The organism is Mesorhizobium sp. M8A.F.Ca.ET.218.01.1.1 (assembly GCF_004791165.1).
Classification (GTDB): domain Bacteria; phylum Pseudomonadota; class Alphaproteobacteria; order Rhizobiales; family Rhizobiaceae; genus Mesorhizobium.
This window is the reverse complement of the sequence record NZ_SRUZ01000001.1, coordinates 1003142-1017698: the sequence shown is the minus strand read 5'-3', so window position 1 is coordinate 1017698 and position 14557 is coordinate 1003142. Positions and strand designations below refer to the sequence as shown.

Below are 14557 nucleotides of genomic sequence, written 5' to 3'. Positions count from 1 at the left end.
GTGATTAGGCATGGCCACCGAAATAGCCTCTCCCCACGACATCTTCCCGCATATTCGCATCGTCATGGGCATGGTGATCGGGCTCGGCGTCACTCGCCTTCTGTCGGGGCTGGCTCGCATCGTCCAGCATCCCGGCCAGTACCGGCTCTATCCCGTGCACCTCGCCTGGGTCGCCTCGGTGCTTCTGATGATGGTGCATTTCTGGTGGTGGGAGTTCGGCCTTTACGCCATCGAAACCTGGACCTTCGGCAAGTACCTGTTCATCATCTTCTACGCCATCACGCTGTTCCTGCTGTGCGCGCTGCTGTTTCCGGATTCGATGCTCGATTACACCAGCTACGAGGACTATTTTTACTCGCGCCGCGCCTGGTTCTTCGGCCTTCTGGCGGCGACTTATCTGCTCGATGTGATCGACACCCTGCTGAAAGGGCCGGAGCATTTCGCCCGCTTCGGCAACGAATATCTGTTCCGAACGCCGATCTTCGTCGCGCTCTGCATCGCCGCGATCCTGGTCCGCGACCGCCGCTTCCACATCGCCTTCGTCACGGCGGCGCTGATCTACCAGATATCGTTCATCCTGCGGCTCTTCGACACGATCGTATGACGCCAGCCGATGATCTAGAGTTTCGGGGAAAGGCAGGTTCAGCGATGTACAAGGCCATTGGATCGCGTGGGTCCCGGGTCAGCCGCGTCCTCTGGATGCTCGAGGAACTCGGGCAGCCCTATGAATTCGTCGAGGTCAAGCTCCGCTCGCGGCGGCGATCTGCGTCTATCTCGCCGACAAGCACGCCGATAAAGGCATGGGCGCCAATCCGGGCCTTGCGGGCCGTGCCGAGATGGATTCCTGGATGCATTTTGCCCAGAGCGAATTCGAGGCGCCGCTGTGGAACAAATTGCGCCATCGCTTCCTCTTACCCAGGGAAGTGCGGGTCGAGGTCGGCCCCGCGGCGGCCTATGATTTCGCTACGGAACTCAAGGCGCTGGATCGCCGGCTTGGCGACAAACCGTTCGCACTCGGCGACCGGTTTTCCGCCGTCGACGTGCTGCTCGGCGATATGGGCGGCTGGGCCCGAGCCGGCCGCTTCCCGATCGAATCCGACCGCGTCAACGCCTATTTCGACCGCGTGCTGGGCCGCCCAGCCCGCGCCCGTGCCCAAGCCAATGCATCGGCCCGAAAATCGGAATCGGTTTTCGGAAAGCACGATGCATAGATTCAAACATGTTAGAGCGTCCTTTGCGCGTCCAAGGGGACGCGCGGCGCTCTAATGGCGGAGCCATGAAATGAAGCTCAACCTCAACACCGACTTCACCAAATTTCCGCGCGCGGTCTCGGTGCTGCCTGCCGGCACGGCCGCGACCACCGTGCCTTCCGGCCGTGCGGTCCTCGCCCATGACGAGCGGCATCTGCGCCGCCGCGCCATCGAACTTGCCGACGGCGGCAAGGTGCTGGTCGACCTGCCCGAGCCCGTTGCCCTGAACGACGGCGACCGGCTGGTGCTGGAGGACGGCGGTCATATCGAGATTATCGCGGCGCCCGAAGAGGTCTATGACATCCGCGCCCGCGACGCCGTGCATCTGACCGAACTCGCCTGGCATATCGGCAACCGCCACCTCGCCGCCGGCATCGAGGCGCACCGTATCCTCATCCTGCGCGACCATGTCATCAAGGCGATGCTGGAGGGGCTCGGCGCCACGGTGCGCGACGTCTCGGAGCCGTTCAAGCCGGTGCGCGGCGCCTATTCCGGCGGGCATGGCCATGCCCACGCCGAGGCGCACAGCCATGGCCACGGCGAATCCCATTCGCACAGCCATGCGCATTCGCATCACGATCATCATCATGACTGACCAGCCCTCCGGCATCGCCCTGCTGCGGCTGATGGCATGGCTGTCGCCGGCCTTTCCGGTCGGCGGCTTTGCCTACAGCCATGGTCTGGAGCGCGCGGTGCATGACGGGTTGGTGGCCGATGCCGCCGGCCTTGCCAGCTGGCTGGAGACGCTGGTCGAGATGGGCTCCGGCTGGAACGATGCCGTGCTGTTCGCCGAGAGCTGGCGCCGCGCCCGCGAAGGCAGCGATCTGGCCGAGGTCGCCGCTCTGGCCGAGGCACTGGCCGGCTCGCGCGAACGCCACGCCGAGGCCACGCTGCAAGGTGCGGCCTTCCTTAAAGCGGCCGGCGCCTGGCCCAATTCCGTGCTGGAGCGGTTGCCGGCCGAATGCGCCTATTGCGTCGCTGTCGGCGCTGTCGCCGGGGGCAATGGCGTTGCGCTGCAGGACGCGCTGTCCGCCTTCCTGCAAGCCTTCTTTTCCAACCTCGTCCAGGCCGCGATCCGGCTCGGCGTCATCGGTCAGAACGAAGCCACCGCGCTGCTTGCCGGCTTCGAGCCGCTGGCGCTGTCGGCCGCGGCGCGCGCGTCCCGCTCGACATCGGACGATCTCGGCGGCTGCGCCTTCGTCTCCGACGTCATGGCGATGAAGCACGAAACCCAGTATTCGCGATTGTTCCGCTCATGATCCTCCTCGCCTTCGTCCTCTCATTCGTGCTGCTGCTGATCACGACACTGCATGTCTATTGGGGCATCGGCGGCATCTGGCCGGGCAGGGATGCCGCGTCCTGCGCCCATGCCGTCGTCGGTTTTCGCGGCGTCGACGAAATGCCGACACCGATCGCCAGTTTCGCCGTTGCCGCCTGCCTTGGCCTGGCGACGCTCTGGCCGCTGGCGCTCATCGGGTTCTTCGCCTCGCCCTTTCCCAAGGAGGGCCTTGCCGCCACGTCGATGCTGATCGGTCTGGTGTTCCTGGGGCGTGGCATTGCCGGTTTCACGCCCTGGTGGCGCCGGCTGGCGCCGCAACAGCCTTTCGCGTGGCTCGATACCAGTCTCTATTCGCCGCTGTGCCTGCTGATCGGGCTCGGCTTCGCGGCTCTTGCCATTATGGAGTTTCCGATATGACACAAGCTAACGGTCCTCTTCGCATCGGCATTGGCGGCCCCGTCGGTTCCGGCAAGACGACGCTCACCGAAAAACTCTGCAAGGCGCTGCGCGACGAGTTTTCCATCGCCGTCGTCACCAACGACATCTACACCAGGGAAGACGCCATGATGCTGGTCCGGCTGCAGGCGCTGCCGGAGGACCGCATCGTCGGCGTCGAAACCGGCGGCTGCCCGCACACCGCCATCCGCGAGGACGCCTCGATCAATTTGCAGGCGATCGCCGAACTGAACCGCAAATTCCCCGATCTCGACATCATCTTCATCGAATCCGGCGGCGACAACCTGGCCGCCACCTTCTCGCCGGACCTTGCCGACCTGACGCTCTATGTCATCTCGGTCTGCCAGGGCGAGGAGATTCCGAGAAAGGGCGGCCCGGCGATCACCCGTTCCGATTTCCTCATCATCAACAAGAGCGACCTCGCGCCCTATGTGAACGTCAATCTCGATGTCATGGAGAGCGACGCCGGCCGCATGCGCGGCAAGCGGCCGTTCGGCTTCACCGATCTTTCACGCGGCAAGGGCCTGCGGGAGGTGATCGATTTTATCGTCGAGCACGGCGGACTGCGGACCATTGGCGCCGCAAGCACCGCGGCATAGCTGGCCGTCTGCACCAAGCGAAAGCGGTTGCGGGCACCAGCGGAGCGCGGCATTCTTGCCGAAACCGGAGGAATTTTAGCATGAGCATTGCCCGCCTGCAGAAGGAAAAGCTGACCAACCTGCCCTTCTACGAAGAGCGCGTCGATCTCGCCTGCGCCTTCCGCTGGACGGCGCGGCTCAACATGCACGAAGCGGTGGCCAACCATTTCTCGCTGGCCATCAACGACGACGGCACCAGGTTCCTGATGAACCCCAACCAGGTGCATTTCTCACGCGTCAAGGCGAGCGACCTGATCGAGATCGACGCCAACGACCCCGACACGCTTTCGGGGCCTAATGCACCCGACCCGACGGCATGGGGCTTGCACGGCGCCGTCCATCGCAACGTACCGCACGCGCGCTGCGTCATGCATGTCCATTCGATCCACGCCACCGTGCTGGCCTCGCTGGCCGACTCGACGCTGCCGCCGATCGACCAGAATTCGGCAATGTTCTTCAACCGCCATGTCGTTGACGCGCACTATGGCGGGCTGGCCTTCGAGGAAGAGGGCGAACGCTGCTCGCAGCTTCTCGCTGACCCCAAGGTCAAGGTGATGGTGATGGGCAACCATGGCGTGCTGGTCATCGGCGACACCGTCGCCGACGCCTTCAACCGCATGTTCTATTTCGAGCGCGCCGCCGAGACCTACATCAAGGCGCTGTGGACCGGTCGCCCGCTGCGCACGCTCTCCGACGCGATCGCCGAGAAGGCGGCGAGCGAGATGGACGACTATCCCGGCCAGGCCGAGCGTCACCTCGCCGAGTTGAAGGCGATCCTCGACGAGCAGGAGCCGGTGTACCGGAATTAAGCGATCATTTCGCAACGCCGGTAATTGGCGAAACCGTCAGCACCGCCACTTTCTCCCCGTCACTATACGGGGAGAAATGTCCGGCAGGACAATGAGGGGCGGCACCAAGGTCTCAGAAATCAGAACCTGCACGCCGACGTTTTGCCAAGTCAGCGCTGCCCCTCATCCGCCTGCCGGCACCTTCTCCCCGTATAGTGACGGGGGAGAAGGAGGCTACTCACAGCCCGAGCTGAGCCCGCAATTCCCCGGCGCTGTTGATGACGATGGCGCCGGGCGGTCCTTCCATCGGCTTTTCAGGCCAGAAGATGGTCTTCATTCCCGCCGCCAGCCCCGCCATGGCGCCCGGCCAGCTGTCGTCGACCGCGACGGCGTGCGCGGGATCGACGTCGGCCAGATAGGCGGCGCGCAAGAAAGGCTCGGCGTGCGGCTTGCCGTCGCGCACGTCGTTGCGGCTGATCGTCTTCATGCCGGGATAGGTGAGGCCGACCATGCGCAGATTGGCGTCGACGATCATCCGGTCCGAATTGGACACCACCGCCTGCTGCACGCCGAGCGCGTGCAGTTCGTGGAAGACCTCGATAGCGCCTGGGCGCGGCTTCAGCCCTTCGACCAGCGGCAGGTAATGCTCATATTTGTGAACGATCCACTCGTCGAAGGGCAGTCGCAGCCCGAACTCGTCGCGCATCATTTCGTAGACCGGCCAGGCGGCGACGCCCAGCACGCGCTCATGCAGATCGTCAGGCGGCGTCAGGCCGGCATTGCGCATCGCTGCAATGAGGGCTGCCTCATGCAGCGGTTCGCTGTCGACCAGCGTGCCGTCCATGTCCCAGAAAACCGCCTTCGGTGTCATGCAGCGCTCCTTTTTGCGATCCCTTAAAGGGTTTGCGGCGGGAGATAAACCTTTGGCGGCCATAGAACATGCCTTCAAAGCGAAACGGAACCGGCCGCGTTTTCTCCGACCGGGTATTGGCCGAGAAACCTCCGCTGTATCAGCGTAGGCATTTGCTCTTGAGATTGACAATTGCGCAGGCGGCCATTCCCTGCGAAACTGATACGGATCGCCTGATGATCGGCGGGTTTCGGGAGGCAGGACGTGAATAGCCGGCAGGATGGCGGCAGCAACAGGCTGGACGACGCGGCGCGCGCCGGCTGGCTCTATTATGTTGCCGGCAACACACAGGACCAGATCGCCGCCACGCTCGGCATATCGAGGCAGACGGCGCAGCGGCTGGTGTCGCTGGCGGTGTCGGAAGGCTTGATCAAGGTCCGCGTCGATCATCCGATCGCCAACTGCCTGGACCTTGCCGCGCGGCTGAAATCACGCTTCGCGCTCGACCTTGTCGAGGTGGTGCCGAGCGATCCCAACTCATCCTCCACCACCATCGGCATCGCCGAAGCGGCCGCCGCCGAGATCGAACGGCGGCTGCGGTCGCCGACACCGATCGTCATGGGCATCGGCACCGGACGCACGCTGAAGGCGGCGATCGAACAATTGCCGCCGATGGAATGCCCGCAGCATAAGGTGGTGTCCTTGACCGGCAACATCTCGCCGGACGGTTCGGCCGCCTTCTACAACGTCATCTTCACCATGGCCGACAGGGTCAAGGCGCGGTCCTTCCCGATGCCGCTGCCGGTCATCGCCTCCTCGCCGCAGGAGCGCGAAATGCTGCTCAACCAGCCGATGATCCAGCCGACGCTGGCGCTTGCCGCCGAGGCCGATGTCACCTTCATCGGCATTGGCGACCTCGGCCCGAAGGCGCCGCTCTACGAGGACGGCTTCATTTCCGAAAGCGAGCTGAAAGCCTTGCAGAAGGCGGGCGGCGTCGCCGAAATCGTCGGCTGGGTGTTCGATCGCGAGGGCCGCATGATCGAAGGCATCACCAATGACCGGGTGTCGTCGGCGGCGCTGCCGTCGCGCGAGAAGTCGCTGGTCATCGCGCTCGCCATGGGCGAGCGTAAGCTGCCGGGAATCCTGGCGGCCGTGAACCGGCGGCTGGTCAACGGGCTCATCACCGACGAGCGGACGGCGACCGCCCTGCTGGCCGGTATTTGACGGCTTCCTGATAAAGCCAGGAAGGCTATTGGTGCCGGCCGAAAGGGTCGTTGCCGTCGAGAAAACCGAGGTCGCGCTGCAGATGGGGCGACAGGTCCCTGATGTCGAGATGCGCCTTTTTTCGGGGCGCGAACCAGCCGAATCCGTCCACCAACCACGAAATCCAGCGATGATCGGGAGCGGGAGTGCATTTTTGCTGCGTCATGGTCATGATCGTCAACCTTCGCTATCCTGAACCCGAATGACGGGTTGAGGATGAATGTCGGCCTTGCCGGCCGCCTTTGCCAATCGAACGTCGATAACGACCCATAAGGAGGCTTTATGCCTGACCTCAGCGCGCCGCAGGTTTCGCAACTGCCGCCATTGCAGGCGATCCGGGTGTTCGAGGCGGTGGCGCGGCATCTTTCTTTCACCAAGGCCGCCGGGGAACTCGCCATGACGCAAGCCGCGGTCAGCTACCAGATCAAGGTGCTGGAGGAGCGCGTCGGCGCGCCGCTGTTCCTGCGCCGGCCGCGACAGATCGAACTGACCGAAGCGGGCCAGCGCCTAGCGCCGGCTGTCAGCGAGGCCTTTGCCATCCTCAGCCAGGCCTATGCCGCCGCGCGCGGCGGCGCGGACGGGCTGCTATGTGTCACCACGGTGCTGACCTTTGCCTCGAATTGGCTGGCGCATCATCTGGGCGCGTTCCAGATCGCGCATCCGTCGCTTGCCGTGCGGCTCGAGACGTCGAGCCGGCTGACGGATTTCTCCCGCGAGGACGTCGACCTCGCCATTCGTTCTGGCGGCGGCAAATGGCCCGGGCTGGAAGCCCACAAGCTGCTCGATGCCGATTTCACGCCGATGCTGAGCCCGAAGCTCGCGGCGAGCATCGGCGGCATCAACGACCCGGCCGATCTGCTCAAGCTGCCGATCCTCGATCCCAGCGATATCTGGTGGACGCAATGGTTCGAGGCCGCCGGCGTGCACAGCCACGACCTTGCCAGGCGGCCCGGCAGCAGCATGGGCGCGCAAGCCTATGAAGCCAACGCGGCCATATCGGGCCATGGCGTGGCCATCCTGACCCGGGCCCTGTTCAAGGCCGAACTCGCCGACGGCCGCCTGATCCAGCCGTTCGACCTGGTCGGCGACGACGGCCACGCCTACTGGTTGGTCTATCCGGAAGCCCGCCGCAACGTGCCCAAGATCCGCGCCTTCCGCGATTGGCTGCTGGCCGAGATCGCCTGCTGACCGGTTCGTCGCGCCCGCTTCGATCCTGGACCCCTTCCTGTCCCGTTGCCTGATATCCGGCACGCGCGCGGCTCGTCGTCTCCAACTTCCATCCGTCGGCGGTCCATCGGCAAGCCCGGTGCTGCGCTGCAGCATCGAATCCGGCTTGACATAATTCACACTTAGTGAGTAATTGCTCACAGCCAAGGCAAATGCTCATCTTGGTCCATGGGAGGAATTTGATGAAACTTCGTACGCTCATCCTGGGCTTGTGCTCGGCCAGCGCGCTGGCTTTCGCCGCACATGCCGAATCCATCACCATCGCCACCGTCAACAATGGCGATATGGTCCGCATGCAGAAGCTGACCGACGACTTCACCAAGGCCAACCCCGACATCCAGCTCAACTGGGTCACGCTCGAAGAGAACGTGCTGCGCGAGCGTGTCACCACCGACATCGCCACCAAGGGCGGCCAGTATGACGTGATGACCATCGGCACCTACGAGGTTCCGATCTGGGCCAAGCAGAGCTGGCTGCTGCCGCTCGACAAGCTCGGCGACGACTACGACGCCAAGGACATCATCCCGGCCATCGCCGGCGGCCTCTCGGTCGACGGCAAGCTCTATGCCGCGCCGTTCTACGGCGAAAGCTCCTTCGTCATGTACCGCAAGGACCTGATGGAGAAGGCTGGGCTGAAGATGCCCGATGCGCCGACCTGGGACTTCATAAAACAGGCCGCCGACAAGATGACCGACCGCGCCAATGGCGTGAACGGCGTCTGCCTGCGCGGCAAGGCCGGCTGGGGCGAGAACATGGCCTTCCTGACCGCCATGTCGAACTCGTTCGGCGCCCGCTGGTTCGACGAGAACTGGAAGCCGCAGTTCGACCAGCCCGAGTGGAAGAAGACGCTGCAGTTCTATGTCGACCTGATGAAGGCCGACGGCCCCGAAGGCGCGTCCTCCAACGGCTTCAACGAAAACCTGGCGCTCTTCCAGCAGGGCAAGTGCGGCATGTGGATCGACGCCACAGTCGCGGCGTCCTTCGTCTCCGACCCGAAGAACTCGACCGTCGCCGACAAGGTCGGTTACGCCTTGGCGCCTGACAACGGCCTTGGCAAGCGCGGCAACTGGCTATGGGCGTGGTCGCTGGCGATCCCCGCCGGCACGCAGAAGGCCGACGCTGCCGAGAAGTTCGTCTCCTGGGCGACCAGCAAGCACTATGCGGAGCTCGTCGCGTCGAAGGAAGGCTGGGCCAACGTACCTCCGGGCACGCGCTCCTCGCTTTATGCGAACGCCGAGTACCAGAAGGCGGCTCCGTTCGCCAAGATGACACTGGACTCCATCAACGCCGCCGACCCGACGCATCCGACCGTCAAGCCGGTGCCCTATGTCGGCGTGCAGTTCGTCGCCATCCCTGAATTCCAGGGCCTTGGCACAACCGTCGGCCAGCTCTTCTCGGCGGCACTTGCCGGTCAGTCGAGCGTCGACGATGCGTTGAAGCAGGCCCAGGACGCCGCGACCGCGGCGATGACCGAGGGCGGTTATATCAAGTAAGGCTCCTCCCGGTGCCGAATGCCGGTCACCTCCTCGACCGGCAACGGCCGCCCGAAACCCAGTTCGGGCGGCCGCCTTTCCAACGCCTGTGAAAATTCAGTCTGATCCTTGAAGGGTGACCGTCATGGCTACTCAGCAGACCCGTTCGCTTGCCCGATTCATGATGGCGCCATCCGTGGTGCTGCTGCTGGTCTGGATGGTTGTTCCGCTCGCTCTCACGCTGTGGTTCTCCTTCCAGCAGTACAACCCGCTCAATCCGGTTCGCGATGGCTTCGTCGGCCTCTCGAACTACGCGCTGTTCTATTCCAACCCGGCTTTCCTGCAGTCGATCCTCAACACGCTGGTCCTGGTGGTCAGCGTGCTGCTGATCACGGTGATCGGCGGCATCCTGCTGGCACTGCTCATCGATCAGCCGATGTGGGGCCAAGGGATCGTGCGCATCCTCGTCATCTCGCCGTTCTTCGTCATGCCGCCGGTCGCCGCTCTGGTGTGGAAGAACATGATCATGCACCCGCAATATGGCGTCTTCGCCGACATAGCGCGCTTCTTCGGGGCGCAACCGATCGACTGGTTCGGGCAGCATCCTATGACGGCGATCATCATCATCGTCGCCTGGCAATGGCTGCCTTTCGCGACATTGATCCTGCTGACCGCGCTGCAATCGCTCGACGGCGAGCAGAAGGAAGCCGCCGAGATGGACGGCGCCGGCTTCATCAGCCGCTTCATCTATCTGACGCTGCCGCACATGTCGCGAGCGATCACCGTGGTCATCCTGATCCAGACGATCTTCCTGCTCTCCGTCTATGCCGAGATCCTGGTCACCACCAATGGCGGCCCCGGCTATGCCTCCACCAACCTGCCCTTCCTCGTCTACCAGAAGGCGCTGCTGGAGTTCAAAATCGGCCAGGCATCCGCGGGCGGTGTGATCGCCGTCATTCTCGCCAACATCGTCGCCTTCTTCGCCATGCGCGCCGTCGGCAAGAACCTGGACAAGTAAGGGAGGACAAGATGGCACGCGCAGTCACCACCCAGCACAAGACCATCGCGACGGCAGCCGCCTGGATCGTCGCCCTGCTGATCTTCTTTCCGATCCTGTACACGATCATCACCTCGTTCAAGTCGGAACAGGAGGCGATCCAGGGCTTCAACCTGATCCCGTCGGGAACCTTCGAAAGCTATTCCGAGGTCCAAGCGCAGAGCGGCTATTTCAAGTTCTTCTTCAACTCGGTGCTGCTCTCGGTCGGCTCGACCGTCCTGGCCCTGCTCGTCGCCATTCCGGCGGCATGGTCGATGGCCTTCTCGCCGACCAAGCGGACCAAGGACATCCTGATGTGGATGCTGTCCACCAAGATGATGCCGGCGGTCGCGGTGCTGTTTCCGATCTACCTGATCTTCCGCGACACCGGTCTGCTCGACAGCCGCATCGGCCTGATGGTCATGCTGATGCTGATCAACCTGCCGATCGTGATCTGGATGCTCTACACCTATTTCCGCGAGATCCCCGGCGAGATCCTGGAAGCGGCCCGCATGGACGGCGCCTCGCTGTGGAACGAGATCATCTATGTGCTGACGCCGATGGCGGTGCCGGGCATCGCCTCGACGATGCTGCTCAACATCATCCTGGCCTGGAACGAGGCATTCTGGACGATCCGGCTGACGACCACGGAAGCAGCACCGCTTACCGCCTTCATCAGCTCCTTCTCCAGCCCGCAAGGCCTATTCTGGGCCAAGCTTTCGGCGGCCTCGACGCTGGCCATCGCACCGATCCTGATCATGGGCTGGTTCAGCCAGAAGCAGCTGGTACGAGGCCTGACCTTTGGTGCGGTGAAGTAACGGAAATTGCCTGAAGCAATCGGCGAAAAATAGCTCTCGGGGAGGAAACCATGGGAAACATCACGCTCAAGAACGTCTCCAAATCCTTTGGATCGACGTCCATCATCCCCGGTCTCGACCTGGTGATCGAGAATGGTGAGTTCGTCGTCTTCGTCGGCCCGTCGGGCTGCGGCAAGTCGACATTGCTGAGGCTGATCGCCGGCCTGGAAGACACCAGCGGCGGCACCATCAACATCGATGGCCGTGACGTAACCGGCGAGGCGCCGGCCAAGCGCAAGCTCGCCATGGTGTTCCAATCCTATGCGCTCTACCCGCATATGACGGTTGCCAAGAACATCGCCTTCCCATTGAAGATGGCGGGCGAGGATCAGGCGACCATCGACAGGAAGGTGAAGGACGCGGCGCGCGTCTTGAACCTCACCAACTATCTCGAACGCCGTCCCGGCCAGCTCTCCGGCGGCCAGCGCCAGCGCGTCGCCATCGGCCGCGCCATCGTGCGCCAGCCCTCGGCCTTCCTGTTCGACGAGCCCTTGTCCAACCTCGACGCGGCACTGCGCGGCACAATGCGGCTCGAAATCAGCGAGCTGCACCATCAGCTCAAGACGACGATGATCTACGTCACCCACGACCAGGTCGAGGCCATGACCATGGCCGACAAGATCGTCGTGCTCAACGCCGGCAACATCGAGCAGGTCGGCTCGCCGATGGAGCTCTACAAGACGCCGCGCAACCTGTTCGTCGCCGGCTTCATCGGTTCGCCGAAGATGAACCTGATCGAGGGCGCACCGGCCGCCAAATATGGCGCCAAGACGATCGGCATCCGGCCTGAACATATGCAGATCTCGACCACGGCGGGCGACTGGAAGGCCGCCGTCGGCGTGGCCGAGCATCTGGGTTCCGACACGTTCCTGCACGTCCAGGCCGATGGTGTCGGGCCGCTGACGGTGCGCGCAGACGGCGAACTGGCGGTCCGCCATGGCGACACCATCTATCTCACGCCCGACCAAGCCAAGCTGCACCGCTTCGGCCCCGACGGCAAGGCGATGGCCCAGTGAGGATGGAGCGGTGAGGATGGAGCGGTGAGGCTGACAGGCAAATCGGCGCTGATCACGGGGTCGGCGCGCGGCATCGGCAGAGCCTTCGCCGAAGCCTATGTGCGCGAAGGCGCCACCGTGGCGATTGCCGATATCAACCTCGACGCAGCACGCAAGACCGCGGCTGAAATCGGTGACCACGCCTATGCGCTAAAGCTTGACGTCACCGATCAGGCATCCATCGATGCCGCGGTCAAGGCGGTGGAGAGCAGGACCGGCGGCCTCGATATCCTGATCAACAACGCCGCTCTGTTCGACCTGGCGCCGATCGTGGAGATCTCGAGGGCGAGCTACGAAAAGCTGTTTTCCGTCAATGTCGCCGGCACGCTGTTCATGTTGCAGGCAGCCGCCCGGTCGATGATCGCGCGGGGCAAGGGCGGCAGGATCATCAACATGGCGAGCCAGGCCGGGCGTCGCGGCGAACCGCTGGTCGCGGTCTATTGCGCCACCAAGGCCGCGGTCATCTCGCTGACGCAGTCAGCCGGACTCGACCTGATCAAACACCGCATCAATGTCAACGGCATCGCGCCCGGCGTCGTCGACAGCGACATGTGGGACGAGGTCGATGCCTTGTTCGCCAAATACGAGAACCGGCCGAAAGGCGAAAAGAAACGGCTGGTCGGCGAGGGCGTACCGTACGGCCGCATGGGCAAGCCGGAAGACCTCGCGGGCATGGCCGTGTTCCTCGCCAGCGACGAGGCCGAATACATCGTCGCCCAGACCTACAATGTCGATGGCGGCCAATGGATGAGTTGAGGGGGAAGGCGCTTCTCTCATTTCCTCCAGAGAAGTGCCGAGGGGCGGTGAGGGGCAGCATACTGGAACATCAGGTGCGGCCCCTCATCCTCGCCCTCCCGAAGGAGGCGAAACAGTCGGGCTGCAAATCGGCCAAAGGGTAAAGCAGATGACCGTGAAACTCTCTTCCTCGAGCCTCGCCACGCTTCCGTCCAAGGTCGCAGGTCCGAACTATGACCGGTCAGCGTTGAAAGCCGGCATCGTGCATTTCGGTGTCGGCAATTTCCACCGCTCGCATCAGGCCGTCTATCTCGACGACCTGTTCGGTCAGGGCATCGGCCATGATTGGGCGCTGGTCGGCGCCGGCGTGTTCGACGGCGAGAAGATCGGCCGCGGCAAGCTCGAAGAGCAGGACTGGCTGACCACCGTGGTCGAGCAGGACAAAGGCCACATGAGCGCCCGCGTCACCGGAGCGATGATCGATTTCCTGATGCCGGGCGATGCCGCCGCCATCATCGAGCGGCTGGCCGATCCGGCGATCAGGATCGTATCGCTGACCATCACCGAAGGCGGCTATTTCATCGATCCGGCCTCCGGAGTCTTCAACCCGACTCATCCTGATATTGTCGCCGACGCGCAGCCGGGCGCCACACCAAAGACCGTGTTCGGCATCATCCTGGCTGGCCTCATGCGCCGCCGTCAGGACGGCATCGTGCCGTTCACCGTCATGTCCTGCGACAACATTCCCCATAACGGCCATGTCACGTCGGACGGTGTGATCGGCCTTGCCCGCCTGATCGACGAGGACCTGGCGAGCTGGGTCAGCGACCACGTCGCCTTCCCGAACGCCATGGTCGATCGGATCACGCCGGCGACCAGCGACCGCGAGCGCAAGATCCTCGCCGACGATTTCGGCCTCGAAGACAACTGGCCGGTGTTCTGCGAGCCGTTCCGGCAATGGGTGCTGGAAGACCATTTCACAGATGGCCGCCCGCCGCTGGAAAAGGTCGGCGTGCAGTTCGTCAAAGACGTCGCCCCTTACGAGCTGATGAAAATCCGTATCCTCAATGGCGGCCACGCCACCATTGCCTATCCGGCCGGGCTGATGGACATCCACTTCGTTCACGAGGCGATGCAGGAGCCGCTGGTGCGCGGCTTCCTCGACAAGCTCGAGCATGACGAGATCATCCCGACCGTGCCGCCTGTGCCGGACACGGTGCTGGAGGACTATTACCAGCTCATCGAGAAGCGCTTCTCCAATCCCAAGATCGGCGACACAGTGCGCCGGCTCTGCCTCGACGGCTCCAACCGCCAGCCGAAATTCATCATCCCGACCATCGCGGACCGGCTGAAGGCGGGCAAAGGCGTTACCGGACTGGCGCTGGAATCGGCGCTGTGGTGCCGCTACTGCTTCGGCACGACGGACAGCGGCGCCGTCATCGAACCCAACGACCCGAGCTGGGATCGGATGCAGGCAACGGCAAAGGCGGCAAAGGCCGCGCCTGCCGCCTGGCTTGCGATGGACGACATCTATGGCGATGTCGGCCGCGCCACCGCCTTCGTCGAGGCCTTCGCCCACGCGCTCAACGTGCTCTGGGCCAATGGCACGCGCGCCACGCTGACGCGCTACATCGCCGGCAAGCTCTGAGAG

At 63.7% G+C, this 14557-nt stretch carries 17 protein-coding genes; 15 read left to right on the top strand and 2 right to left on the bottom strand.

Annotation, left to right across the window (positions count from 1 at the left end):
- Positions 1-10: 10 nt before the first annotated feature.
- The 7 genes from EN861_RS04875 to EN861_RS04845 all read left to right on the top strand — a co-directional run bounded on the left by EN861_RS04875 (position 11) and on the right by EN861_RS04845 (position 4432).
- Complete coding sequence (locus EN861_RS04875; RefSeq protein ID WP_135862646.1) at positions 11-604, top strand: hypothetical protein; 594 nt, start codon at positions 11-13, stop codon at positions 602-604.
- A gap of 196 nt (positions 605-800) precedes the next feature.
- Positions 801-1211, top strand: a complete 411-nt coding sequence (locus EN861_RS04870; protein ID WP_245511990.1) for a glutathione S-transferase C-terminal domain-containing protein — start codon at positions 801-803, stop codon at positions 1209-1211.
- Positions 1212-1281: 70 nt separating this feature from the next.
- Positions 1282-1845, top strand: a complete 564-nt coding sequence (locus tag EN861_RS04865; protein ID WP_135862644.1) for an urease accessory protein UreE — start codon at positions 1282-1284, stop codon at positions 1843-1845.
- Positions 1838-2509, top strand: a complete 672-nt coding sequence (locus tag EN861_RS04860) for an urease accessory protein UreF (RefSeq protein ID WP_135862642.1) — start codon at positions 1838-1840, stop codon at positions 2507-2509. The genes EN861_RS04865 and EN861_RS04860 overlap by 8 nt, the downstream gene beginning before the upstream one ends.
- Positions 2506-2946, top strand: coding sequence for a DUF3995 domain-containing protein (locus EN861_RS04855; protein ID WP_135862640.1), 441 nt, complete (start codon positions 2506-2508; stop codon positions 2944-2946). Before EN861_RS04860 ends, EN861_RS04855 begins: the two co-directional genes overlap by 4 nt.
- Entirely contained in the window at positions 2943-3584 is a 642-nt protein-coding gene (gene ureG, locus EN861_RS04850; protein WP_127275244.1) for an urease accessory protein UreG, read from the top strand. The genes EN861_RS04855 and ureG overlap by 4 nt, the downstream gene beginning before the upstream one ends.
- An 80-nt stretch (positions 3585-3664) precedes the next feature.
- Positions 3665-4432, top strand: coding sequence for a class II aldolase and adducin N-terminal domain-containing protein (locus EN861_RS04845; protein ID WP_127275243.1), 768 nt, complete (start codon positions 3665-3667; stop codon positions 4430-4432).
- A gap of 217 nt (positions 4433-4649) precedes the next feature.
- On the opposite strand, the gene EN861_RS04840 is transcribed toward EN861_RS04845, so the two are convergent.
- Positions 4650-5282, bottom strand: a complete 633-nt coding sequence (locus tag EN861_RS04840; protein WP_127275242.1) for an HAD family phosphatase — start codon at positions 5280-5282, stop codon at positions 4650-4652.
- 243 nt (positions 5283-5525) lie between these two features.
- Between EN861_RS04840 and EN861_RS04835 the strand changes: the two genes are divergently transcribed.
- Positions 5526-6485, top strand: coding sequence for a sugar-binding transcriptional regulator (locus EN861_RS04835; RefSeq protein ID WP_127275241.1), 960 nt, complete (start codon positions 5526-5528; stop codon positions 6483-6485).
- 25 nt (positions 6486-6510) lie between these two features.
- Here the strand turns inward: EN861_RS04835 and EN861_RS04830 are convergent, their stop codons facing one another.
- The gene (locus EN861_RS04830; protein ID WP_127275240.1) at positions 6511-6696 is read right to left on the bottom strand and encodes a hypothetical protein; all 186 of its coding nucleotides are present in this window, start codon (positions 6694-6696) and stop codon (positions 6511-6513) included.
- 110 nt (positions 6697-6806) lie between these two features.
- Between EN861_RS04830 and gcvA the strand changes: the two genes are divergently transcribed.
- From gcvA to EN861_RS04795, 7 genes are all read left to right on the top strand, one after another.
- On the top strand, positions 6807-7712 hold the full coding sequence (gcvA, locus tag EN861_RS04825) for a transcriptional regulator GcvA (protein ID WP_135862638.1): 906 nt from the start codon (positions 6807-6809) through the stop codon (positions 7710-7712).
- A 221-nt stretch (positions 7713-7933) separates the two neighbouring features.
- Positions 7934-9244 carry a sugar ABC transporter substrate-binding protein gene (locus tag EN861_RS04820; RefSeq protein ID WP_127871260.1) on the top strand — a complete coding sequence of 437 codons (1311 nt, stop codon included), beginning with the start codon at positions 7934-7936 and terminating at the stop codon, positions 9242-9244.
- 124 nt (positions 9245-9368) lie between these two features.
- Positions 9369-10241 carry a sugar ABC transporter permease gene (locus tag EN861_RS04815; protein ID WP_127275237.1) on the top strand — a complete coding sequence of 291 codons (873 nt, stop codon included), beginning with the start codon at positions 9369-9371 and terminating at the stop codon, positions 10239-10241.
- An 11-nt stretch (positions 10242-10252) separates the two neighbouring features.
- Positions 10253-11077, top strand: a complete 825-nt coding sequence (locus tag EN861_RS04810) for a carbohydrate ABC transporter permease (protein ID WP_127275236.1) — start codon at positions 10253-10255, stop codon at positions 11075-11077.
- Between the two features lie 50 nt (positions 11078-11127).
- Positions 11128-12132, top strand: a complete 1005-nt coding sequence (locus EN861_RS04805) for an ABC transporter ATP-binding protein (protein WP_127275235.1) — start codon at positions 11128-11130, stop codon at positions 12130-12132.
- A gap of 24 nt (positions 12133-12156) precedes the next feature.
- Positions 12157-12927: an L-iditol 2-dehydrogenase gene (locus EN861_RS04800; RefSeq protein WP_127275234.1), complete on the top strand. Its 771-nt coding sequence runs from the start codon at positions 12157-12159 to the stop codon at positions 12925-12927.
- 148 nt (positions 12928-13075) lie between these two features.
- Entirely contained in the window at positions 13076-14554 is a 1479-nt protein-coding gene (locus tag EN861_RS04795) for a mannitol dehydrogenase family protein (RefSeq protein WP_135862636.1), read from the top strand.
- Positions 14555-14557: the final 3 nt, after the last annotated feature.